At 72.2% G+C, this 23743-nt stretch carries 17 protein-coding genes and 1 pseudogene; 9 read left to right on the top strand and 9 right to left on the bottom strand.

Annotated features, from left to right (window positions below):
* The first annotated feature begins 72 nt into the window (after positions 1-72).
* Both pepN (ACFY0K_RS12875) and ACFY0K_RS12870 read left to right on the top strand, forming a co-directional pair.
* Positions 73-2658, top strand: a complete 2586-nt coding sequence (pepN, locus tag ACFY0K_RS12875; RefSeq protein WP_390639858.1) for an aminopeptidase N — start codon at positions 73-75, stop codon at positions 2656-2658.
* A 207-nt stretch (positions 2659-2865) separates the two neighbouring features.
* Positions 2866-3903 carry a hypothetical protein gene (locus ACFY0K_RS12870; RefSeq protein WP_390639857.1) on the top strand — a complete coding sequence of 346 codons (1038 nt, stop codon included), beginning with the start codon at positions 2866-2868 and terminating at the stop codon, positions 3901-3903.
* 69 nt (positions 3904-3972) lie between these two features.
* On the opposite strand, the gene ACFY0K_RS12865 is transcribed toward ACFY0K_RS12870, so the two are convergent.
* From ACFY0K_RS12865 to ACFY0K_RS12850, 4 genes and pseudogenes are all read right to left on the bottom strand, one after another.
* On the bottom strand, positions 3973-5184 hold the full coding sequence (locus ACFY0K_RS12865) for a glycosyltransferase (RefSeq protein ID WP_390640004.1): 1212 nt from the start codon (positions 5182-5184) through the stop codon (positions 3973-3975).
* A 310-nt stretch (positions 5185-5494) separates the two neighbouring features.
* Positions 5495-5725 (bottom strand): annotated as a pseudogene (locus ACFY0K_RS12860) (RNA polymerase subunit sigma-24); the annotation flags it as partial.
* A gap of 64 nt (positions 5726-5789) precedes the next feature.
* Positions 5790-7565 (bottom strand): TIGR03767 family metallophosphoesterase, encoded by a 1776-nt coding sequence (locus ACFY0K_RS12855; RefSeq protein WP_390639856.1) that lies wholly within the window; start codon positions 7563-7565, stop codon positions 5790-5792.
* Between the two features lie 244 nt (positions 7566-7809).
* Complete coding sequence (locus ACFY0K_RS12850; RefSeq protein WP_390639855.1) at positions 7810-8274, bottom strand: NUDIX hydrolase; 465 nt, start codon at positions 8272-8274, stop codon at positions 7810-7812.
* Between the two features lie 211 nt (positions 8275-8485).
* Here ACFY0K_RS12850 and ACFY0K_RS12845 point away from each other — a divergent pair, with 211 nt between their 5' ends.
* The gene (locus tag ACFY0K_RS12845) at positions 8486-11803 is read left to right on the top strand and encodes a S8 family serine peptidase (protein ID WP_390639854.1); all 3318 of its coding nucleotides are present in this window, start codon (positions 8486-8488) and stop codon (positions 11801-11803) included.
* A 67-nt stretch (positions 11804-11870) separates the two neighbouring features.
* Here the strand turns inward: ACFY0K_RS12845 and ACFY0K_RS12840 are convergent, their stop codons facing one another.
* Together ACFY0K_RS12840 and ACFY0K_RS12835 are read right to left on the bottom strand one after the other, a co-directional pair.
* Positions 11871-12653, bottom strand: coding sequence for a hypothetical protein (locus ACFY0K_RS12840; protein WP_390639853.1), 783 nt, complete (start codon positions 12651-12653; stop codon positions 11871-11873).
* Positions 12654-12655: 2 nt separating this feature from the next.
* Positions 12656-13183, bottom strand: a complete 528-nt coding sequence (locus ACFY0K_RS12835) for an RNA polymerase sigma factor (RefSeq protein WP_093502985.1) — start codon at positions 13181-13183, stop codon at positions 12656-12658.
* A 317-nt stretch (positions 13184-13500) separates the two neighbouring features.
* On the opposite strand from ACFY0K_RS12835, the gene ACFY0K_RS12830 reads away from it, so the two are divergent.
* The 4 genes from ACFY0K_RS12830 to ACFY0K_RS12815 all read left to right on the top strand — a co-directional run bounded on the left by ACFY0K_RS12830 (position 13501) and on the right by ACFY0K_RS12815 (position 18807).
* Positions 13501-14517: an aspartate-semialdehyde dehydrogenase gene (locus tag ACFY0K_RS12830; RefSeq protein ID WP_390639852.1), complete on the top strand. Its 1017-nt coding sequence runs from the start codon at positions 13501-13503 to the stop codon at positions 14515-14517.
* Positions 14518-14675: 158 nt separating this feature from the next.
* Entirely contained in the window at positions 14676-15464 is a 789-nt protein-coding gene (locus ACFY0K_RS12825; protein WP_390639851.1) for an SDR family NAD(P)-dependent oxidoreductase, read from the top strand.
* A gap of 100 nt (positions 15465-15564) precedes the next feature.
* The gene (pepN, locus tag ACFY0K_RS12820; protein ID WP_390639850.1) at positions 15565-18138 is read left to right on the top strand and encodes an aminopeptidase N; all 2574 of its coding nucleotides are present in this window, start codon (positions 15565-15567) and stop codon (positions 18136-18138) included.
* 210 nt (positions 18139-18348) lie between these two features.
* Positions 18349-18807, top strand: coding sequence for a DUF5707 domain-containing protein (locus tag ACFY0K_RS12815; protein WP_390639849.1), 459 nt, complete (start codon positions 18349-18351; stop codon positions 18805-18807).
* Positions 18808-18846: 39 nt separating this feature from the next.
* On the opposite strand, the gene ACFY0K_RS12810 is transcribed toward ACFY0K_RS12815, so the two are convergent.
* Entirely contained in the window at positions 18847-20358 is a 1512-nt protein-coding gene (locus ACFY0K_RS12810) for an FAD-dependent monooxygenase (protein ID WP_390639848.1), read from the bottom strand.
* Positions 20359-20500: 142 nt separating this feature from the next.
* On the opposite strand from ACFY0K_RS12810, the gene ACFY0K_RS12805 reads away from it, so the two are divergent.
* The gene (locus tag ACFY0K_RS12805) at positions 20501-21112 is read left to right on the top strand and encodes a TetR family transcriptional regulator (protein ID WP_390639847.1); all 612 of its coding nucleotides are present in this window, start codon (positions 20501-20503) and stop codon (positions 21110-21112) included.
* Positions 21113-21212: 100 nt separating this feature from the next.
* On the opposite strand, the gene ACFY0K_RS12800 is transcribed toward ACFY0K_RS12805, so the two are convergent.
* Positions 21213-21464 (bottom strand): hypothetical protein, encoded by a 252-nt coding sequence (locus ACFY0K_RS12800; RefSeq protein WP_352361069.1) that lies wholly within the window; start codon positions 21462-21464, stop codon positions 21213-21215.
* Positions 21465-21597: 133 nt separating this feature from the next.
* Here ACFY0K_RS12800 and ACFY0K_RS12795 point away from each other — a divergent pair, with 133 nt between their 5' ends.
* The gene (locus ACFY0K_RS12795) at positions 21598-22620 is read left to right on the top strand and encodes an SDR family oxidoreductase (RefSeq protein WP_390639846.1); all 1023 of its coding nucleotides are present in this window, start codon (positions 21598-21600) and stop codon (positions 22618-22620) included.
* 53 nt (positions 22621-22673) lie between these two features.
* Here the strand turns inward: ACFY0K_RS12795 and ACFY0K_RS12790 are convergent, their stop codons facing one another.
* Positions 22674-23720 (bottom strand): helix-turn-helix transcriptional regulator, encoded by a 1047-nt coding sequence (locus ACFY0K_RS12790; protein WP_390639845.1) that lies wholly within the window; start codon positions 23718-23720, stop codon positions 22674-22676.
* Positions 23721-23743: the final 23 nt, after the last annotated feature.

The raw sequence follows: 23743 nt of genomic DNA, 5'->3' as shown, positions 1-23743 counted from the left end.
GGGGCACGTGGGAGGATCGGTGCTGTCCCGGCTACCGACGACGACGTGTACCGACCCGAAGGAGTGCCGCCCGTGCCCGGTGAGAATCTGTCCCGCGACGAGGCCCGGGAGCGGGCCGCCCTGCTGTCGGTCGACGGGTACGACGTGTCGCTGGACGTACGGTCCGCCGTCGGGGAGGGACAGGACGAGCCGCGCACCTTCCGCTCGGTGACCACGATCCGCTTCCGCTGCAACGAGCCGGGCGCGTCGAGCTTCGCCGACCTGATCGCGCCGGGCGTGACCGCCGTGACCCTGAACGGCAAGGACCTCGACCCCGGCGAGGTCTTCGACGGCACCCGGATCACCCTGGAGGACCTGGCCGCGGAGAACGAGCTGGTGGTGGACGCCCGCTGCGCCTACTCCCGCACCGGCGAGGGCCTGCACCGCTTCGTCGACCCCGAGGACGGCGAGGTCTACCTCTACACGCAGTACGAGCCGGCCGACTCCCGCCGGGTCTTCGCGAACTTCGAGCAGCCGGACCTCAAGGCGCCGTTCCGCTTCGAGGTGCGGGCGCCCGAAGGGTGGACGGTGTGGAGCAACGGCGCCGGTGAACTCGCCGACGGGGTGTGGCGGTTCGCGGAGACCAAGCCGATCTCGACGTACATCACGTGTGTGGTGGCGGGCCCCTACCACTACGTGACGGACTCGTACTCCCGTGCCCTGCCGGACGGTTCGACGCTGGAGATCCCGCTCGGCGCGATGTGCCGCAAGGGCCTCGCCCCCTACTTCGACGCGGACGACGTCTTCCTCGTCACCAAGCAGGGGCTGGACTTCTTCCACGAGCACTTCGACTACCCGTACCCGTTCGGGAAGTACGACCAGGCGTTCGTGCCCGAGTACAACCTCGGGGCGATGGAGAACCCGGGTCTGGTGACCTTCCGGGAGGAGTACATCTTCCGGGGCAAGGTGACGCAGGCGTCGTACGAGGCGCGCGCCAACGTGATCCTGCACGAGATGGCGCACATGTGGTTCGGCGACCTGGTCACCATGGTGTGGTGGGACGACCTGTGGCTGAAGGAGTCCTTCGCGGACTTCATGGGCACGTTCGCGAACGTCGGCGCGACCCGTTTCCAGAACGCCTGGACCACCTTCGCCAACCGCCGCAAGGCCTGGGCGTACCGCGCCGACCAGCTGCCCTCCACCCACCCGATCACGGCCGACATCCGCGACCTCCAGGACGCCAAGCTCAACTTCGACGGCATCACCTACGCCAAGGGCGCCTCGGTGCTCAAGCAGCTGGTGGCGTACGTCGGCCAGGACGCGTTCCTTGAGGGCGCCCGCCGCTACTTCAAGCGCAACGCGTACGGCAACACCCGCCTCGGCGACCTGCTGTCGGTCCTGGCCGAGACCAGCGGCCGGGACATGGGCGCCTGGGCCGGGAAGTGGCTGCAGACGGCGGGGGTGAACTCGCTGACCCCGCAGGTGCTGCTCGACGGGGACGGCAGGGTGGCCGAGCTGGCGGTGCTGCAGGAAGCGGCCGAGTCGCACCCCGAGCTGCGTCCGCACCGGGTCGCGATCGGGCTGTACCGGACGGAGGGCGGCGAGCTGGTCCGGTACGCGCGGGCCGAGGCGGACGTGGACGGCCCCCGTACGGTGATCACCGAGCTGGCCGGTGCCGACGCCCCGGAGCTGGTCCTGGTCAACGACGACGACCTCACCTACTGCAAGATCCGCTTCGACGAGACCTCGCTGGCCACCCTGCGCGAGCGGCTCGGCTCGCTCACCGACCCGCTGGCCCGGGCGCTGTGCTGGTCGGCGCTGTGGAACCTGACCCGGGACGCGCTGCTGCCCGCCCGGGACTTCGTCGGCCTGGTCCTGCGGTTCGCGGGCCGCGAGTCGGACATCGGCGTGCTGCAGATGCTCCAGGCGTGGGCGGAGTCGGCGCTGGTCCACTACGTGGCGCCCGAGGGCCGGGAGGCGGCCGGGCGGCTGCTCGCCGAGGGCGCCCTGCGGGAGCTGCGGCAGGCGGCGCCGGGCAGCGAGCACCAGCTGGCCTGGGCGCGGTTCTTCGCGTCGACGGCGGCGGACGGTGCGGACCTCCGGCTGCTCCAGGACCTCCTGTCGGGGGCGGCGGTGATCGACGGCCTGGACGTCGACCAGGAGCTGCGCTGGGCGTTCCTCGAACCCCTCGCCGCGCACGGCGTGGCCGACGAGTCGGTCCTGGCGGCCGAACTGGCCCGGGACGACACGGCGTCCGGCAAGCGCCACCAGGTGCGGTGCCTGGCCGCCCGTCCGTCGGCGGCGGTGAAGGCGCAGGCGTGGGCGCAGGTCGTGGAGTCGCAGGCGCTGTCCAACGCGCTCGTGGAGGCCACGATCGCGGGCTTCGCCCAGCCCTCGCAGCGGGAGCTGCTGGCTCCGTACGCCGAGAAGTACTTCGAGGTCATCGCCGGGATCTGGGAGAGCCGCTCGATCCAGATCGGCATGGACGTGGTGCGGGGCCTGTACCCCTCCTTGCAGGACCGCCCGGAGACCCTGGCGGCGACGGACGCGTGGCTGACGGCGCACGCCGACGCGCCGCCGGCGCTGCGCCGGCTGGTCCTGGAGGCCCGCGACGACCTGGCACGGACGTTGCGCGGACAGGAGTGCGACGCGCGCGCCGCCGAGGCCGCCGCGAGCTGACCTTTGGCCAGAGGTTGCCCGCCGGGTGACCGTTACGCAATTCATTCCATCATGGCCGTAACCCCTGGTCCCCACCCATCCGGACCAGGGGTTTTGGCTTCCTACTCGGCACCCGAACACCCGTCCTTTAGTACCGTGTTGTCCGCATTTATCGACGAACACGTAACACCGGTTAAGGACCCGGCCGGCCCCGGGAATCCCGAGGCCATGACCCACAACACCCCGCTCTCCCCCCGCCCCCTCCGCCACCTGTCCGACGTCCACCGCCGGGTCCTGACGACGGCCCAGCTCCGCTCGCACGGCGTCGCGGCCAACGAGATCGCCGAGCAGTGCCGGCCGGGCGGCCCCTGGCAGCAGCTGCTCCCGGGTGTGGTCCTGCTCCACCCCGGCCCGCCGACCAGCGAGGAACGCCTGCACGGCGCCCTCCTGTTCACGGCGCGCGAGCCGGCCCCGGGCGTCCCGGCGCAGCCGACCCCGGACTCCCCGCACCGCCCCGCCTACGCGGACGTGATGATCACGGGCCTGGCGGCGCTGACCCTGCACGGCTTCTCCGCCACCCCGCCGCTGCCCGCCCTGGACCACGTGGACGTCCTCGTCCCGCGGATGCGCCGGCTGCGCTCCACCTCCTACGTCCGCGTGCTCCGCACCCCGGCCCTGCCCACCCCCGAGCAGGTCACGGGCCTCCCGGTCGCCCCGGTTCCCCGCGCCCTCGCGGACGCGGTGGCGGACCTGACCGACGCGGAGGCGGTACGGCGGCTGCTGACCGAGGCGGTGCGCGGCGGCCACTGCGAACCGGCGGCGGTGGTCCGGGAGCTGAACCAGGCGAAGCTGCTCTCCCGCCCCCACGTGGTGGACGCCGTCGACTCCCTGGTCGCCGAGGGCCGGGCCATCGCCGAGGACCGCCTGTACCGGATGGTCCACGAGTACGCCCTCCCCGACCCGGTCTGGAACGTGGACCTGAGGCTGCCGGGCGGCCCGCACCTGGGCGGCGTCGACGCCTACTGGCCGGAGCAGGGCGTCGCCGTCGAACTGGACACCCGCGCACCGCGCCATGACGAGGACGCCCTGTGGTCCGAGTACGCCCGCAAGCGCGAGCACCTGGAGCGGCTCGGCATCACGGTCGTGTACCTCACCCCGCGAAAGCTCCGCGACGGGATGGAACAGCAGGCGGCGGTGGTCCGCACGGCCCTGATGGCAGCAAACGACCGCGACCCGGCCGCGTACGTGGTGGTCCTGCCGCGCTGAACAACACGGAACCAGGAGAGGCCGCCGGTTCGGAGGGGGACCGACGGCCTCTTCTCACGCCCTGCGCCGCTACTGCCCGCCGACGCCCGGACGCAGTCCGTCGCGCACGTCGCCCACGACGTGGTCGAGCAGGTCGGCGTAGGCGGCGATCATCCGGGTCCGGCTGAACCGCTCGCGGCTCGCCGCCAGCGCGGGAGCGAACAGCTCGCGGTCGGCCACCGCCGCCGACCAGGCGAAGGCGATCGCGTCGGGGTCGAAGGGTGTCACGAACCCGTGCCCCTCGACGATCGAGGCGCTGTCGCCGACGTCCGTCGTGACCGGGACGGCGCCGCACATCATGCCCTCGATGAGGCAGAGCGGCGCCGCCTCGCCGGAGACGGAGGTGAGGGCGACGACGTCGGAGCCGGCGTACACGGTCTCCATGTCGTGCCGTACGCCGAGCAGGTGCAGCCGGTCGCCGAGGGCGGCCCGGTCGGCGCCGAAGGCGACCTCGATGTCGGCCCACAGGGCGGGGTTGTCCTCGGTCATCCCGGCCCCGCACATCACCACGTGGCCGCCGCCCTCGCGGGCCAGCCAGGCCCGCGCCGCCCGCAGGAAGAGCGGCACGTTCTTCATGCCGGCGTACCGGGCGGCGAACACGACGACGGGGGCGTCCGGAGCCGTGACGGAGATGCCGAGGGACTCGCGGAAGGCGAGCCGCCGCGCCGCGTCCGGCCGGAAGCGGAGCAGGTCGACGCCGTTCGGGATCACGTGCAGCAGCTCGCCGGGGATCCCGGCGGCCTCGTACGCGTCCCGGGTGGACTCGGCGCAGCACACGCAGGCGACCACCGTGCCGTCCGCGATGGCGGCCTTGAGTTCGTCGAGCGCCCGGCCCTGGTTCTCCGGGTCGGACCGGTGCAGGCAGACCACGACGGGGCGGCGCGGCAGCCCGGCCTGGTTGAGCAGCGCGAGCGGCTGCTCCTTCAGCGACAGGATGACGTCCGCGCCGGCCATGGCCCGAGCCGTATCGGCCAGTTCCGGGCCGCTGAAAACCGACGCCGCGACGGTGCCGTCCACCAGTCCCGCGGTACGGCCGAGGGAGGTGACCTCGATGCCACCGGCCGTAAGCGCCCGGTAACACGCGTCGTCCTCCATGCGCTGCGTGGTGGCTTCTCGGTGGACCTCACCGTGCAGACTCAGCACCCGATGCCACTGCTGTCCGCCCTCCACCAGGCCCAGCAGCACATCACTGTGCACGATCCGGGCTCCCCCGGAGAAAAAGCCCTCGTAGACCGAGAGCACACGAAGTCCGAGCCGAGCGCCCACACGAACACCTGCCTTGCACCAGATCGAGCCATCCCCGGGATCCGCGGGTTAGCCGATATGAGGCGGTACGGACGTTTCATTCGGATGAACGGAGTGTCTCGTGTCGAAGTCGGCTGCGTTTACAGGATCAGCTGCGGGCGCAGTGCCGCCAACATCATTCCGCTTCCCTCGCCGCCACCCTTCTGACCTGCACTTTCGCAAGGGCATTCGGCTCCCCCGCACCCTCCGGACGGGCGCGGCCGACGGCAAAAAATCGGCAAGCGGAGCACCCGGACGCGCGACGATGTCACGGGCCGCGCTCGGCGTCGAGGCGGACGGTGAGACGGGCGGCCCGGCGGGTCAGGTGGCCACGTTCGGCGATGTTCGTGGCCTTGCGGGCGGCCTCGGCGTACAGCCGGGCGGCGGTCACCGGGTCGCCGTCGCGTTCGTGCAGGCAGGCGGCGACCGCGGGGTGCCGGGGCGGGCCGGGGCCCAGCTCGGCGAGGGCGGCGAGGCCGGCCCGGCGGCCGTCCGCCTCGTGGCCGCCTTCGCCCCTGGGACGGAGCCGGCCACGGGTTCTCGAGATCGCCGCCGGGGATTTTTCAGGCCTTCTTCAGGACCAGCTCCGTGTTCCGGTCCGTCGGGTCGCCGGCGAGGGCCTTGCTGGCGCCGGGGGCGTTGAAGGCCAGTTCGCGGTAGAGGGCGGCGAGGCCGGTCTGGGAGAGGTCGGCGAAGTCGGTGCGGTGCGGGGCGGCGGACTCGATCAGGGTGGTGAAGAGCGAGATCGTGCCGTCCTTGTTGTCCACCAGCTCGACGATCCTCGCGAGGTGCGGATAGTCGACGTGCGAAGCGGTGGTGATCTCCCAGAACGAGTTGCCGTTGGACGCCTTGTGCGGGGTGATGAGGTTGCGGTGGATGTGGCCGTTCACCCAGGCCAGCACGTTGGCGTGGCGGTTGAGCACGGTGACCAGCTCGGCGCCGGTGTGGCGGCGGTCGCTCGGGTGGGCCGGGTCGGGACGGGTGTTGGTCATCGACTTGCCGGTGTGGTGGCTGAAGACGACCGCGTAGGAGTCCTTGTTCTCCCGCAGGGTCTTCTCCAGCCAGGCCAGCTGGACCGAGCCGATCGAGCCGTCGTAGTGGCCGCCCGCGTCCGTCGTGTCCAGGCTGATGCCGATGACGTCGCCGGAGATGCGGAAGGCGTAGTACTGGGTGCCCGCGGCCACGTTGGCGCTGGAGTAGCCGTGGCCGACCGGGCCGAGGCCCTGGTAGGCCGGGTCCAGGTGGGCCTTGAGGTAGTCCGCGGAGGTGTAGGGGGCGCGCTTCTCGTCAGCGGTGACCGAGCGCATCGACCGGGCGTGCGCCTTGAGGAAGTCGCGGTAGCCGCTGCCCTTCGGGTCCTGGGCGTTGCGGATGGAGTCCTGGAGCTTCTTGGCCTCGGCGTCGCCGACCGACATCAGCTTCTTGCCGGCGACCGCGGCCTCGGCCAGATAGGGGTCGGCGTGCGAGCCGTAGCAGCCGAGCGGCAGGGCGTCGTGGTTGCCGACCGTGGAGTACCAGGGCAGGTTGAGGCCGGGGCTCCGCACCTCGCGGATCGCGGCGGCCAGGTAGCCCGCGAGGTGCGGGAAGCCGAGCGCCTTGTCCTGGTCGCGGACGGTCGAGGAGGCCTGCCAGTACAGCTTCATCCCGCTGTTCTGGACGCCCTCGTAGTGGTGGGGGTCACCGGTGTTGGGGGTGATCCGGCCGCCGCTCATCACCTTCATGAACCACTCCAGTTCGGAGTGGGCGTTGTTGTCGGTGTTGTCGCCGGTCGTCATCACGAAGTGCAGCGGCGAGCCGGTGACCGGGGCGCCGCGCAGCGCGTTGACCCGCTCGACGAGCGAGACGGCGCCGGGCACGGTGAGCGCCTCGTGCGGGCGCCAGGCGTGCCGGTCGTGGGCGCGCACGTACTCCAGGCGCAGCGGGTGCTGGACGTCCATCAGGTGCAGGTCGGTGAACTGCACGAACGCGGCGAGTGCGGTACGGCGGCTCTCCCGGCCGGACTTGGCGGCGGCCAGGTCCGAGCGCAGCACGCGCGACCAGCCGGCGCCGTCGCCGAGCCGCCGGTAGCCCGAGCTGTTGCGGGGCGCGGCGACGGAGGCGAGGGTGGTGCCCTTGGTGTACGGGGCGAGGGCGGCCGCGGGAGCCTTGCGGCCCTCGGCGACCGGCTGCTCCTCGGCCGCGGCGGGGGCGGCCTCGCTGCCGGTGGGACGCAGTGCGTAGCCGATGCCCGCGGAGAGCGAGACGGCTCCGGCGGCAGCGAGCACGGTACGGCGGTTGATCTCCAGTGCCTCGCGGCCCTTGTGGGCCGCGGAGGTGGCGACAGAGCGTATGCGCGACATGGCGCGATCTCCCCGAGTACGAACGCGTCGGCAGTGGTCGCGGGCGATCGCTTCCGCGAACTTCCCGCTCACTGTGGATCGTTGGCACCGGGGGTGACCTGCGCGTGAACGCGGCGGCAACGCGCAGCGCCGATCACCGTACGTGGATCAGCCGAGGTGGGGACCGGTCATGGAGCGGATTGCGGGCGGCCGGGGCCCGGCTACTCGGCGTTCATCTGCCGGGGTAGGGGAGGGTCTCCGGCGCTTACGACTGCTCTTGTGCAAACCGTCCGGCGGCCGGCCGCTCCCGCCACAGCCGCAGGGCGGTGTCGATCAGCGGGATGCGCCTGAGGGACGGTACGGCGTCGAGGTGGTGCCAGGCGGCCATGTCGGTCGAGCCGCCGACCTCGTTCCTGAGCTCGCCGCCGACGATCTCTCCGGTGTAGACGATCCGTACGCCATGGTGGTCGGTGGCGGGGCGCCGCAGACCCGCGCGGGGGAAGCGGACGCGGTTCGAGTCGATGCCGAGCAGGCCGGTGACCTCGATGCGGTAGCCGGTCTCCTCCATGAGTTCGCGGCGGACGGTGTCGTAGGGGTCCTCGCCGTGCTCCATGCCGCCGCCGGGCAGCACCCACTCGGGTGTGCCGTCGTCGGCCGGTGACCGGGCGAGCAGGATCTGACCGTCACGGACACACACGGCGTAGGCCGCCACCCTGAGCTTCTCGCGCACGTCGGCACGGTAGGGCCGACGGCGGCCCGCAGCCAACGGGATTTCCTTTCACAGCAAGGACACAGATAGGGGGTTTTCCCCATACGTTCATATCGATTCGGTCAACGTTCCCAAAAAGCCGTTCCCTTGGGTAAAGCTGTGCGCCTACACGCCGGTTCTTGACCAAGTTCCGGCCGCTCCATGCTCGTTCCTTTACCTACAAGGGATGCAGATGACCCTCAGCCCCCAGCACGACCCGATACCGGGCCACAGACGCCTGGGCCGAATAGCCGTCGCCGTCGGCGTCGTGGCCGCGCTCGCCGCCGCCGGGCCGATACCCCTGGCCGCCGCCGCGGCCCCGGCCGCCGCGTCCGCCGGCACCGCCGACCCCGGCACCAAGTCGGCCCACGACAAGCTCGGTTCGGACGACGCCGAACTGCTCGCCGAGGCCAAGGCCGACAACGCCAAGAACGTCACGATGATGATCGCGACCGCCCCGGGGCAGACCGGCCAGGTCGCCGAGGAGCTGGACGCGGTCAAGGGCGGCTCGGTGGGCCGTACGTACGACAAGCTCGGCTACGTACGGGCGACCGTCCCCACCGGGCGGGCGGACGCGGCGATCGCCGCCGCCGCGAAGCTGTCCTCGGTGCACGCGATCGACCTGCGCCAGGAGATCCAGCTCGACGACCCGACGGTGAGCGGGACCGGCGCCACGGCGGCGACGTCCGCCAAGTCCGCTGCCACTTACCCGGGGCCGAACAAGAACACTCCCGCCGAGAACCCCTACAACCCGTCCTTCGAGACGGGTGCCGTCGACTTCGTCAAGGAGCACCCGAAGGCGGACGGCCGGGGCATCACCATCGGCATCCTGGACTCCGGCGTGGACCTCGGCCACCCGGCGCTGCAGAAGACCACCACCGGCGAGCGGAAGATCGTCGACTGGGTGACCTCGACCGACCCGATCGTGGACAGCGACCAGACCTGGCGGCCGATGGTCACGGCCGTGTCCGGGCCGAGCTTCACCTACGGGGGCAAGAGCTGGACGGCGCCCGCCGGATCGTACGAGATCAGCACCTTCAAGGAGTCGTACACCGCCGGCGGCGACGCGGCCGGTGACGCCAACCGGGACGGGGACACCACCGACAGCTGGGGCGTGCTCTACGACCCGGCGGCCGGCACGGTCACCGTCGACCTGAACAACAACAACGACTTCTCCGACGACACGCCGATGAAGCCGTACAAGGACGGCTACCAGGTCGGCTACTTCGGCACCGACAACCCGGCGACCGACGTCGTCGAGCGGCAGCCGTTCGTGGTGCAGATCCGCAAGGACGTCCCCATGGACCCGTACGGCGGGGACTGGGTCGGCAAGAAGGCGGACTTCGTCAACATCGGCGTCATCGAGTCCGAGCACGGCACCCACGTCGCCGGCATCACCGCCGCCAACGGCCTGTTCGGCGGGAAGATGAACGGCGCGGCCCCCGGCGCGAAGATCGTCTCCTCCCGGGCCTGCACCTGGACCGGCGGCTGCACCAACGTGGCCCTCACCGAGGGCATGATCGACCTGGTCGCCAACCGGGGCGTCGACATCGTCAACATGTCGATCGGCGGCCTCCCGGCGCTGAACGACGGCAACAACGCCCGTGCCGAGCTGTACACGCGGCTCATCGACACCTACGGCGTGCAGCTGGTGATCTCGGCCGGCAACTCCGGCCCGGGTGCGAACACCATCGGCGACCCGGGGCTGGCCGACAAGGTCATCTCGGTCGGCGCGGCCATCTCCAAGGACACCTGGGCCGCCAACTACGGCTCCCAGGTGACGACCAAGTACCAGCTGCTGCCCTTCTCCTCGCGCGGCCCGCGCGAGGACGGCGGCTTCACGCCGACGCTGGTCGCGCCCGGCGCCGCGATCAACTCCACCCAGACCTGGCTGCCCGGCTCCCCGGTCGCCGAGGCGGGCTACTCACTCCCGGCCGGCTACTCGATGCTCCAGGGCACCTCGATGGCGTCCCCGCAGGCGGCGGGCGCGAGCGCGCTGCTGCTGAGCGCGGCCAAGGAGAAGGGCATCACCCTCTCCCCCGCCGACCTGCGCACCGCGCTGACCTCGACCGCCCACCACATCAAGGGCGTCCAGGCGTACGAGGAGGGCGCGGGCCGCATCGACATCGTCGACGCGTGGGAGTCCATCCGCGACCACGCCACCGCGCACGACTACACGGTGAAGGCGCCCGTCGACACCGCGATCGACTACGCGCTGAAGACCCCGGGCTACGGCACCGGCCTTTACGACCGTGAAGGCGGCCTGAAGGCCGGGCAGAAGAAGACGTACGACATCACCATCACCCGCACCTCCGGCGCGGACAAGGCGGTCCGGCACGAGCTGCACCTGGCGAACAACGCCGGGCACACCTTCAAGATCCTCGGCTCCGACGAGGTGACGCTGCCGCTGAACCAGCCGGTGACGGTCAAGGTGCAGGCCAGGCCGAAGAGTTCGGGCATCAAGTCCGCGATCCTCGAGGTCGACGACCCGCGGACCGAAGGCGTCGACAAGCAGATCCTGACCACGGTCGTGGTGTCGGACCCGGTCCACTACGCCTACTCGGCGTCGGGTTCGGTGCAGCGCAACAGCTCCACCTCGTACTTCGTGACCGTGCCCGAGGGTGCCACCTCCCTCGAGGTCGCGATGAGCGGGCTCGCCGACAAGAGCCAGACGCGGTTCATCGCCATCCACCCGTACGGCACTCCGGTCGACAACACCGGTACCCCGTACTGCTACAACAACTACCTGAACGGCAACGGCTGCACGCCCGACGTCCGTTCGTACGCCGACCCGCAGGCCGGGGTCTGGGAGATCGAGGTCGAGGCGCGCCGCACCTCGCCGCTGCTCGACAACCCGTACCAGCTGGGCGTCACCGTGCTCGGCGCGGCCTTCGACCCGGCGACCGTGACCGTGCCCGAGGCGAAGGTCGGCACCCCGGTCACCGCCTCCTGGAAGGTCACCAACAAGTTCGCCGCCCTCGACGGCAAGCTGGTCGGCGGCCCGCTCGGCTCCTCGAAGACGACCCGCCCGGCCATCAAGGAGGGCGAGACCCAGACGACCACGGTGACCGTGCCGGCGGGCGCGAACTCCCTGGACGTGGCGATCGGCAACGTGTCGGACGCCTCGGCCGACCTGGACCTGACCGTGTACGACGCGTCCGGCAAGCAGGTCGCGCAGTCCGCCGACGGCGACTCGGAGGAGGCGGTCTCGATCGCCTCGCCCGCCGCGGGGACCTACACGATCAAGGTCGTCGGCTACTCGGTCCCGGCCGGTTCCACCGACTACGACTACCGGGACGTGTTCTTCTCCGCCGCGCTCGGCTCCGTCACGGTCGACGACTCGACGCCGGTCAAGCTCGGCACGGGTGCCTCGGCCACGGTGACCGGCCAGGTCACGGCCGCGGCCGAGGCCCCCGCCGGCCGGGAGTTCTTCGGCCGGATCCAGCTGGTCAACGCGCGCGGCACGGTCGCGGGCACCGGCAGCGTCCAGATCGAGAAGGTCACGCCGTAACGGGGTGACACGCACGGGAAGGGCGGGCGTCCTGCGGGGCGCCCGCCCTTTCGGCTGTCCGGGCACGTCATGATCCGCTGTCCGGGCACGTCATGGTCCGCGACGCGGGCAGGTCGCGGACGATCCAGGACCGCTCCGCGGCGATCCGCGCCTCCCCGACCGCGTACCGGTCGGGCACCTGCTGCCCGGCCCTGACGCCCACCAGGAGGCGGGCGCCGGTGCGGATCCGGGCGTCGGTGCCGGAGTCGAGGAGGAACTCCACCTCGTCGGCGGTCTTCGCCGGTTTGTAGGCGCGGGTCACGCGCAGGGTGACCCGTTCCCGGCCGGAGTCCGCGAGCTGCCGCACCCCGGTGACCGTGCCCTCGACGACCAGCCGGGCGCAGGCGAGGTAGCCGGGGCCGCCGGCCTGCTCCTTGCCGCCCTGGCCGGCCGAGCCGGCCGCGCTGCTCGCGGCCTTGTCGGAACTGGCACTGCCCGACAGGGAGCCGGAACCGCCGTTCGCCGCGAGCCATCCGATGCCGAACACGGCCCCCGCGAACGCGGCCGCGAGGGCGCCGGCGAGACCGAGGGCGCGGACGCCGGGGTGCTGCCAGGGGCGGCGGTGTCCGGCCGGCCGGGGGCGGGGCTCCGGGCGCGGGGGCGGCGCGGCCAGGGTGTCCCCGATGACGCCGAGGTGCTCGCGCAGGAGCGCGACATCGGCGGCGGCCGCCCGGTGCTCGGCCATGAAGGCGGGGTCGGCGCGCTGCTCGGCGGTGAGCGGCTCGTCCGCGAGCACGGCGAACAGGGCGTCGGTGCCGCCCGGCTCACCGGAATCGCCGCCGTGTCCGGCGGGCATGTGTTCGGCGGGCATGGTCACACCACCTCGTCCTCGTGCAGTCGGGCGCGCAGGGCCCGTACCGCCGTGTGCAGCCGGCTCTTCACCGTGCCCTCGGGGATGCCCAGTTCCCCGGCTATGTCGCGTACCGGCAGGTCGGCGTAGAAGCGCAGGACGAGGATCTGGCGCTGGGCGTCCGGCAGCTCGTCCAGACCGCGGGCGACGGCGACGGAGAGCAGCCTGCTGTCCTCGCCGACGGCGTGGTCGGGCTGGCGGAGGGAGGCCAGCCGTTCGCCGAGGCGTTCCTGGCGGCGCTTGGCACGGTGCCAGTCCATGGCGAGCCGGGAGGCGACGACCGCCGCCCACGCCGACACGTCCCGCGGCGCCTCCTGGCCGCTCGCGGCCCGTTCCAGCAACCGCAGACGTACCTGCTGTACCCCGTCCGGCAGGTCCGCCTGCGGTACGCCGCCCAGCGCGAGCACCGCCCGCACCCGGCGCTCCTGGTCCGCGTCCAGAGGATCACCGTGCTGGTCCCCCCGGTCGCGGCGGGCCTTTCTGCGCAGCACAACCCACCCCCTCACCGCGTTTCTCCTACGACGCCGCAGCCCCCGGAAACGTTCGCCCCACGCCCGGAAATCTTCCGCCCGGTGTCCCGGGGGCCTCAGAGGCGTACGTCACACCGGCGGGCGGCGCAGCACAGCTTGCGGTACGACGGCAGGGCGGAGGTAATTTTTGCAGCTCAGCGAGGGTGCGGGCGGGAGTTCCGCGGGCCGGGTGGTCCGGTCGGTGGACATGGCGCGCAAAGAATTGGACAGGCTGACCCTGGTCGGCCGCATGATGGAAAGGCCGTAGACACACGTCAACGTATGCAGAGGGAGTCGCTGTGAGGGTCGGAATCGTCGGAGCCACCGGTCAGGTCGGCACGGTCATGCGCAGGATCCTCGCGGAGCGCAACTTCCCCGTCGACGAGCTGCGCCTGTTCGCCTCGGCCCGCTCGGCCGGGACCGTGCTCGACGGTGTGACCGTGGAGGACGCGGCGACCGCCGACTACACGGGCCTGGACATCGTGTTGTTCTCGGCGGGCGGGGCCACCTCGAAGGCGCTCGCGGAGAAGGTCGCCGCCCAGGGTGCCGTCGTGATCGACAACTCCTCCGCCTGGCGCAAGGACCCCGAGGTCCCGCTGGTCGTCTCCGAGGTGAACCCGCACGCGATCGCCGACCGCCCGAAGGGCATCATCGCCAACCCGAACTGCACGACCATGGCCGCGATGCCGGTCCTGAAGGTGCTGGACCGGGAGGCCGGTCTTCAGGCGCTGGTGGCCACCACGTACCAGGCCGTGTCCGGCTCCGGTCTCGCGGGCGTCGCGGAGCTGCACGGCCAGGTGCAGAAGGTCGCCGCCGACGCGGAGAAGCTCACCCACGACGGCACCGCGGTCGACTTCCCCGAGCCGCAGGTCTACAAGCGGCCCATCGCCTTCAACGTGCTGCCGTTCGCCGGCAACCTCGTCGACGACGGACTGAACGAGACCGACGAGGAGCAGAAGCTGCGCAACGAGTCCCGGAAGATCCTGGAGCTCCCCGGGCTGAAGGTCTCCGGCACCTGCGTGCGCGTCCCGGTGTTCTCCGGGCACTCCCTCCAGATCAACGCCCGGTTCGCCCGGCCGATCTCCCCGGAGCGGGCGACCGAGCTGCTCGCGGACGCCCCGGGTGTCGAGCTGTCCGACATCCCGACCCCGCTGCAGGCGGCCGGGCGCGACCCGTCGTACGTCGGCCGGATCCGGCGCGACGAGACGGTGGAGAACGGAATCGCGTTGTTCGTCTCCAACGACAACCTCCGCAAGGGGGCTGCGCTGAACGCCGTGCAGATCGCCGAGCTGGTGGCGGAGGAGCTGTCTGCTTAGGGGCCGGGCGCATCAGGGGGTGCGGGGATCGGCCGTCGCGCGGGTGCGGGTACGTGGGGGCTGGTCGCGCCCACGCGGCGGGGCCGCATATCGGCACAGCCCCGCGCCCCTGAAGGGGCGCTGATGCTCACGTCAGTAATCCAGGGGAGCCACCACATATGAGCAACAACCGACCGTCGTGCGACAGGTCGCTTGTCCTCGACGGCAAGGTCGCCATGATCACCGGGGCGTCCAGTGGGATCGGGGCGGCTGCCGCGCGGTTGTTCGCGCGGGAGGGGGCGGCCGTGGTGGTGACGGCGCGGCGCGCGGAGCGGCTGCGGGCGCTCGTCGAGGAGATCTCGGCCGGCGGCGGTCGGGCGCTGGCCGTGCCGGCGGACGTGGCCTCGGCCGCGGACGTCGAGCGGGTCGTCCGTTCGGCCGTCGACGCCTTCGGGCGCCTGGACTGCGCCTTCAACAACGCCGGGTTCGGCACCGCCGGCACCGAGCTGCACGAGACCGGCCAGGACGTCTACGAGCAGACCATGGACGTCAACGTGCGCGGGGTGTGGAACTGTCTGCGCTTCCAGATCCCCGAGATGCTGGGGGCCGGCGGCGGCACGATCGTCAACACGTCGAGTGTCGCGGGGCAGCGGGCCACCGGGGCGTCGGCGGCGTACGTGGCGGCCAAGCACGCGGTCCTCGGGCTCACCCGGGCGGCCGCGGCCGAGTACGCGCAGCGCGGCATCCGCGTCAACGCACTGGTGGTGGGCAGCACCCGCACCGAGATGATGGACCGGGCCGTGCGGACCATGCCGGAGCTGCGGGAGCGGTTCGAGGACGAGACGCTCCAGAAGCGCATGGCGGGACCCGCCGAGGTCGCCGAGGCCGCGCTCTGGCTGTGCAGCGACCGCGCCTCCTTCGTCACCGGCGCGGCGATGCCGGTCGACGGCGGCACGACGGCGGCCTGACGGCAGCGGCCCGCGCGATCTCTGGGGTTTTCCCTCGTCGCCCTCCTCCCCGGTCCCGTGGAAGGATGGCGCAACCCACACATAACGAGGAGATGACCGCGTGCCTGGCACAAACCTGACTCGCGAAGAGGCGCAGCAGCGGGCGAAGCTGCTCACCGTTGACTCGTACGAGATCGATCTCGACCTCTCCGGCGCGCAGGAGGGCGGTACCTACCGGTCCGTGACCACGGTGCGCTTCGACGTCGCCGAATCCGGCGCCGCGTCCTTCATCGACCTGGTGGCCCCCGCGGTCCACGAGGTCACCCTGAACGGTGACGCCCTCGATCCCGCCGAGGTCTTCGCGGACTCCCGGATCGCGCTGCCGGGGCTGCTGGAGGGCCGCAACGTCCTGCGGGTCGTGGCCGACTGCGCGTACACCAACACGGGTGAGGGTCTGCACCGGTTCGTCGACCCGGTCGACGAGCAGGCCTATCTCTACACCCAGTTCGAGGTGCCGGACGCCCGCCGGGTCTTCGCCAGCTTCGAGCAGCCGGACCTCAAGGCGACCTTCCAGTTCACGGTGAAGGCACCGAGCGGCTGGACGGTCGTCTCGAACTCGCCGACGCCCGAGCCCAAGGACGACGTCTGGGTCTTCGAGCCGACGCCCCGCATCTCGTCGTACATCACCGCCCTGATCGTCGGCCCGTACCACTCGGTGCACAGCGTGTACGAGAAGGACGGCCAGAGCGTGCCGCTCGGCATCTACTGCCGGCCCTCGCTCGCCGAGTTCCTCGACTCGGACGCGATCTTCGAGGTGACCCGGCAGGGCTTCGACTGGTTCCAGGAGAAGTTCGACTACGCGTACCCGTTCACCAAGTACGACCAGCTGTTCGTGCCGGAGTTCAACGCGGGCGCGATGGAGAACGCGGGCGCGGTGACCATCCGCGACCAGTACGTCTTCCGGTCCAAGGTGACCGACGCGGCGTACGAGACGCGGGCCGAGACCATCCTGCACGAGCTGGCCCACATGTGGTTCGGCGACCTGGTCACCATGGAGTGGTGGAACGACCTGTGGCTGAACGAGTCGTTCGCCACCTACACCTCCATCGCCTGCCAGGCGTACGCCCCCGGCTCGCGCTGGCCGCACTCGTGGACGACGTTCGCGAACTCCATGAAGACCTGGGCGTACCGGCAGGACCAGCTGCCCTCCACGCACCCGATCATGGCCGAGATCCGGGATCTCGACGACGTGCTCGTCAACTTCGACGGCATCACGTACGCCAAGGGCGCGAGCGTCCTGAAGCAGCTGGTCGCGTACGTCGGCATGGACGAGTTCTTCAAGGGCGTGCAGGCGTACTTCAAGCGGCACGCGTTCGGCAACACGCGCCTGTCCGACCTGCTGGGCGCCCTGGAGGAGACCTCCGGGCGCGACCTGAGCACCTGGTCGCAGAAGTGGCTGCAGACGGCCGGCATCAACATCCTGCGCCCGGAGGTGGAGACCGACGCCGACGGTGTCGTCACCTCCTTCGCCATCCGCCAGGAGGCCCCGGCGCTGCCGGCCGGCGCCAAGGGCGAGCCGGTGCTGCGTCCGCACCGGATCGCGATCGGCCTGTACGACCTCGACGAGGCGACCGGCAAGCTGGTCCGCACCGACCGGATCGAGCTGGACGTGGACGGCGCGCTGACCGCCGTACCGCAGTTGTCCGGCCGCCGCCGCCCCGCGGTGTTCCTGCTCAACGACGACGACCTGTCGTACGCCAAGGTCCGCCTGGACGAGGAGTCGCTGCACGTCGTCACCGAGCACCTCGGCGACTTCGAGTCCTCGCTGCCGCGCGCGCTGTGCTGGGCCTCGGCCTGGGACATGACCCGGGACGCGGAACTGCCCACCCGGGAGTACCTGTCCCTCGTGCTGTCGGGCATCGGCAAGGAGTCCGACATCGGTGTCGTGCAGTCGCTGCACCGCCAGGTGAAGCTCGCCATCGAGCTGTACGCCGACCCGACCGCCCGCGAGGCCCTGCTCACCCGCTGGACCGACGCCACGCTGGCCCACCTGCGGTCCGCCACGCCGGGCAGCGACCACCAGCTGGCCTGGGCCCGCGCCTTCGCGGCCACCGCCCGCACCCCGGAGCAGCTGGACCTCCTGGACGGCCTGCTGGAGGGCACCCACACCATCGAGGGCCTGGCCGTCGACACCGAGCTGCGCTGGGCGTTCGTGGAGCGGCTGGCCGCGGTCGGCCGCTTCGACGAGGCGGAGATCGCGGGCGAGTACGAGCGGGACAGGACCGCCGCCGGTGAGCGGCACGCGGCCACCGCCCGCGCCGCCCGCCCGACCGAGGAGGCGAAGGCGGAGGCCTGGGCGTCGGTCATCGACTCCGACAAGCTGCCCAACGCCGTGCAGGAGGCGGTGATCGGCGGCTTCGTCCAGACCGACCAGCGTGAGCTGCTGGCGCCGTACACCGACAGGTACTTCGAGATCCTGAAGTCGGTGTGGGACTCCCGCTCGCACGAGATCGCCCAGCAGATCGCGGTCGGCCTCTACCCGTCCCTCCAGGTCTCCGAGGAGACCCTGGCCAAGACGGACACCTGGCTGGCCGCGGCCCAGCCGAACGCGGCCCTGGCCCGGCTCGTCTCGGAGTCCCGCGCGGGCGTCGAGCGCGCCCTGAAGGCCCAGGCGGCGGACGCGGCGGCCCAGTAGGCGGTACCGCGACGGGGCGCCCGGCGGGATCTCCGCCGGGCGCCCCGCCCTGTGCACGAAGTACCCATCACCCAGGACGAGTTGAGTATCCGTGCTCACGCCCGGGACGGTCGTGCGTTGCGAGGATCGACGCAACGGCGCGGCAGTCAGCGCCGGTCCGTCCGGCTCAGGCAGCCTGAGCCGGCCCGAGCCAGCTACGGAGAACTCGCCATGTCCCGTCGTATCGCCCTGTCCGTGATTGCCGGTGTCGTCGTGCTCGGAGGTGCCGGGGCCTTCGCCCTCGCCTACGCCGGCGACCAGGACCCGGCGCCCGCCCTGTCGCACAGCGCCGTCCGCTACACCGCCCCCGGGGCCGGTCACAAGGGCTCGCTCTCCTTCACCACCGAGGTCACCGCGCCCTCCGGGGTGCAGAGCCTGAAGGTGCTGGCCTGGCCCGAGCGGTCCGAGTTCGCCGGCAAGCCGCTGACCGCCAAGGACATGGCCTCGGTGGAGTCGGCGACCTGCACGCCGGCCGGCGGTCGCACCGTCCGGTGCGGGTACGGGGAGGCGGTGTCCGCCGCCGACGTCGCGTCGTCCGCGCACGGCACCTGGCACATCGCCGTGCTGGCCACGGCGAAGGACGGGCACACCACCCTCGACACCGAGGCGGCGGACTTCACCGTCGCGTGAACCGGTCGCCCGGCGCTCACCCAGCCGCTCACCCCGCGCTCAGCCGACGTGGGTGGCCAGCGCCTTCTCGACGTCCGGCGCCTGGGCGTCCTCGGCCGCCCAGGCCACGTATCCGTCGGGGCGCACCAGGACGGCCGTACGGCGGCCGCTCCTCCAGTGCGCGACGGCCAGCCGGTCGCCGTACCGCTTGCCCGTGTCGTCCGGATCCGGGCCGGGGTCCGCGTCCGGGGCCGGGGTGACCAGGACGAACCGGCCGCCGCGCAGGGCCTCGTACAGGCGGCCGTCGCCTTCCAGGGCGAGGTCGGGGGCGCGGGTGCCGGTGAGCGGGTGGGCGCCTCGCGGGGCGGGGTAGCGGTAGCCGATGCCGGTGATCTGGGCCAGGATCCGGCGGCGGACCGGGCCCACCAGGCCGAACGCGCGGATCAGTCCGGAGCGCACCGGCAGCACGGGGCCCTTGGCCATCGCGAGGCGGATCAGGGCGCCGCTGCTGCGCAGCACGGTCCTGCCGACCGGGTGGCGTTCGCTCTGGTAGGTGTCGAGCAGGCCGGGATCCGCGTGGCCGTGCAGCACGGCGGCGAGCTTCCAGCTCAGGTTGGCGGCGTCCTGCAGCCCGGTGTTCATCCCCTGACCCCCGGCCGGGGTGTGCACGTGCGCCGCGTCGCCGGCCAGGAAGACCCGGCCGACCCGGTAACTGGGCACCTGGCGCTCGTCGCTGTGGAAGCGGGACATCCAGCGGGCGTCGTGCATCCCGTAGTCCTTGCCCAGCGCCAGCCGGGTGATCTCCCGGACCTCGTCGAGCCCGACCGGCTCGCGGTCGGGGACGTCATGGCCGCGGTGCCAGCAGATGACGCGGTGGTAGCCGTCGCCGAAGGGCGCCAGGAACGCGAACGCGTCGCCGACCGCGGCTGCCGTCAGCAGCGTCTCGGGCTGCTCGGCGAGCAGCACGTCGGCGAGGACCACGGACCGGATCGCCGAGCGCCCCGGGAACGGCAGCCCGACCGCCTCCCGCACCGCGCTGTGCATGCCGTCGGCGCCGACCACGTACGCGGCACGCAGGCTTTCGCCGTCCTTGACGTGCACGGTGACCCCGGACGCGTCCTGGGTCAGGCCGGTCACCTCGCACTCGTTGCGGAACTCGACGCCCGCCTCGGCCGCCCGGCGCTCCAGCACCTTCTCGACCTCGTACTGCGGGAGGACGAGGACGTGCCGGAAGCGGGAGGGCAGGTCGCCCAGGTCGAGGGTGAGCCCGCCGAAGAGGCCGAGGCGGGCGAGCGGCCTGCCGACGGCTTCGAGCTCGTCGGCGAGGCCCCGGGAGTCCAGCTGCTCCAGGGCGCGGGCGTGCAGGGCGAAGGCGCGGGAGAGGTTGCTGATCTTGCGGGGGCGCTTTTCGAGGAGGGTGACCGGGATACCGGCGGCGGCGAGGTCTCCGGCCAGCAGGAGGCCGGTGGGGCCGGAGCCGACGACGATCACGTGGGGAGTTCGGCCGGTGTTCGGGCCGGTGGTCCGGCCGGCGGTTTCCCGGGTGCCGGGCGTGCCGATCGTGCCGTTCATGGGGGCCTCCTGGATGTCTGCGCTCGTTTGCCAACATCCGATGACCAACACCTGTTGGCCAACGCTTGTTGACAACCCTAGGGTGGGCCCGTTCCGGAGTCAACACTTGTTGGCCCACACGTGTTGGCCTACGCTCGTTGGCATGACCGGCACTCCCAGTGGAAACACAGGCCCCGCGAACGGCCGGGCGAGCGGCCCGGCGGCGCGCCGCTCCGACGCCAGCCGCTCCGCCATCCTGGCCGCCGCCCGCGAACGCTTCGCCGCCGACGGCTACGAGCGCGCCACCATCCGCGCCATCGCCAAGGACGCCCGCATCGACCCCTCCATGGTGATGCGCTACTTCGGCAGCAAGGACGGCCTCTTCGCGGCCGCCGTCACGCTCGACCTGCGGATGCCCGACGTGTCCGAGGTGCCGCACACCGAGGTCGGGCACGCACTGGTGAGCCACTTCCTGGACATCTGGGAGGCGAACGAGGAACTCACCGCGATGCTGCGGGTCGCCGTCACCAACCGGGCGGGGACGGAGCGCCTGCAGGACGTCTTCCAGGAGCAGGTGGTGCCGGTGGCGGCGCGGGTGTGCCCGGATCCCGAGCAGGTGGTGACGCGGGCGGGGCTGTGCGCCGCCCAGCTGATGGGGCTCGCGCTGACGCGTTACGTGGTGCGGCTGCCGCCGGTCGTGGCGCTGGCGCGCGAGGAGGTCATGGCATGGCTCGGGCCTGCCGTGCAGCGGTACCTGACCGCGCCGAGCCCCTGAGGAACGCGCCGAGGGCGCCGGTCGGCTCCCGTACGTGCGGTACGTACGGAAGGCGACCGGCGCCCTCGGTGAAGCGGCGAGCCCGGGCCCGGGCCCTGGCCTACGCCTTGGCCTTCGGCTTGGTGACCCGGACCTTGGACTTGTCCAGCACCATCACCAGGCCCGCGATGACCGCGAACAGCACGAGCGGTATCAGGACGTAGAGACCCAGCGTCTGGACGACGCTCAGGCCCTTGCCGGGGTCGTCACCGTCGTCACGCGTGAGCGCGAGGGCGGGCGACGACATGAGCAGCATCATCAGCGTCGTACCGGCAGCCAGGGCGCCGGCGCGCAGGGCGTTCTTCTTGTCCACGAAGCCAAAGTTAGCGGGCCGACCTGGCAGGCGCGCGTCCGGGGGTACCCGTAAGCCGCCCTCGCCCGTGGCCCGGGCGGATCGCCGGAAAAAGGTGACGCGCCCTGTCACCTTTGGCGGGCACCGTGGTGCCATGGACGACAAGGACATCAGCACGAAGGACGTCAGCACGCCGGACACCGGCACCCGGGACACCCGCACCCAGGACGCCGGCTCGCAGGACGCCGGCCGGGAAGGCTCGCTCGCCGGCCGGATCGCGCTCGTCGCCGGGGCCACCCGCGGCGCCGGACGTGCCCTCGCCGTGGAGCTCGGGCGCGCCGGCGCCACCGTGTACGTCACCGGCCGCACCACCCGCGAGCGGGCCAGCGAGGTCGGCCGGACCACGGAGACCATCGAGGAGAGCGCGGAACTGGTCACCGCGGCCGGCGGCACCGGCATCGCGGTCCCCACCGACCACCTGGACCCGGACCGGGTCCGGGCCCTCGTCGAGCGCATCGACCGCGAACAGGGTCGGCTCGACATCCTCGTCAACGACCTCTGGGGCGGCGAGCACCTGCTCACCGGCTCCGTCTTCGGCAAGAAGAGCTGGCAGACGCCGCTCGCCGACGGCCTGCGCATCCTGGACCTCGGGGTGCGCTCACACGTGATCACCGCCGCGCTCGCCCTCCCGCTCCTGGTCCGCTCGGACGCGCCGCTGCACGTGGAGGTCACCGACGGCACGGCGGCCTTCAACCGCCGGTACCGCGAGAACCTCTACTACGACCTCGCCAAGACCGCCCCGATCCGCATCGCCTTCGGGCTGGGCCAGGAGCTGGCGGAGTACGGCGGTACGGCGGTGGCTGTCACGCCGGGCTTCCTGCGCTCGGAGCAGATGCTCGCCCATTTCGGCGTGGCCGAGGAGAACTGGCGCGACGCGGTCGCCCGGGACCCGCACTTCGCCATCGCCGAGTCGCCCCGCTACCTCGCCCGCGCGGTCGCCGCGCTCGCCGCCGACCCGGACCGGGCCGCCCGCTGGAACGGCGGGTCCACCTCCAGCGCGGAACTCGCCCGTGCCTACGGCGTACGGGACGTGGACGGCAGCCGGCCGGACGCCCTGGCGTACTTCGAGGACGTCGTGTACGGCGGCAAGGCCGCCTCACCGGACGACTACCGCTGATCCCCCGCTACGGCTGATCCCCCGCTACCGCTGGTCCTCACTGCCGCCGCTCCTCACCGCCCCCGCTCCTCCGGTCCGGCGGCGTAGACGGCGGCGAGGGCGCGCGCATGCTCGCGGAAGCGGGCCCGCAGGCTCGCCGGGGCCAGCACCTCCACGTCCGCGCCCAGCCCGGTCAGCTGGCCGAAGGCGACGTCCTCCGACTCCACCGGCAGGTCGAGCGTGACACGCCCGGCGGCGTCCGGCGCGGTCGCGGACTCGGACGCCAGCGCGACGGCCACGCCCGCCGGGTCCGCCACGGCGGGCAGCCGGCGCAGGCCGGGCCCGGTCAGCCGCACGGTGACGGTCGTGCGCAGCAGCGCCCGGGCGAACCCGGCCGCGTGGGCCCGCCAGTGCGCGGCCAGGTCGAAGGACGGGTCGCGGACGAAGGGTCCGGCGGCGCCGGGAGCGGCGGACAGTGCCGTGACCCGGTCGACGCGGTACGTGCGCCAGACGCCGTCCCGGCCCGCCGCCCGCTCCGCCGGGACGCGCCCCACGACGTACCAGACCCCCGCTTTCAGGACGAGCCCGTACGGCTCCAGCAGGCGGGTCACCGTGCGGGGCGGCGCGCCGTCCCGGCCCGGCCGCGCGTAGTCCAGTTCGACGGTGCGGTCGGACCACACGGCGCGGGCCAGCTCCGGGAGCACTTCCGGTGCCGACGGCTCGCGGAACCAGGCCGGGGCGTCCAGGTGGAAGCGGCGCACCGACGACTCGGCGGCCGCGCGCAGCGAAGGGAGCAGGGTGGCAGACAGTTTCAGCCGGGCGGTGTCCGCCGCGTCCGACAGGCCCAGATCGCGCAGGGCGGTGGGCAGGCCGGAGAGGTAGAGCGTCTCCGCCTCGGTGGGATGCAGCGTGGTGAGCCGGGTGCGGTGGCCGGGCGCCAGGTGGTAGCCGCCCGCGCGGCCGCGCTCGGACCGGATGGGGACGCCCGCCTCCTGCAGGGCCTGGGCGTCGCGGATCACCGTGCGCCGGGAGACGTCCAGCTCCCGGGCGAGGGCGTCGGCGGTCAGTCCGGGGCTCGACTGGACCAGAAGCGCCATGCGGATCAGGCGGGCGGCACGCATGCCTCAAGGATCGTCGACCGGCG

Source organism: Streptomyces sp. NPDC001507, assembly GCF_042894765.1.
Taxonomy (GTDB): Bacteria; Actinomycetota; Actinomycetes; order Streptomycetales; family Streptomycetaceae; genus Streptomyces.
The sequence above is the reverse complement of the archived record's forward strand: the minus strand, read 5'-3'. Positions and strand labels throughout refer to the sequence as shown.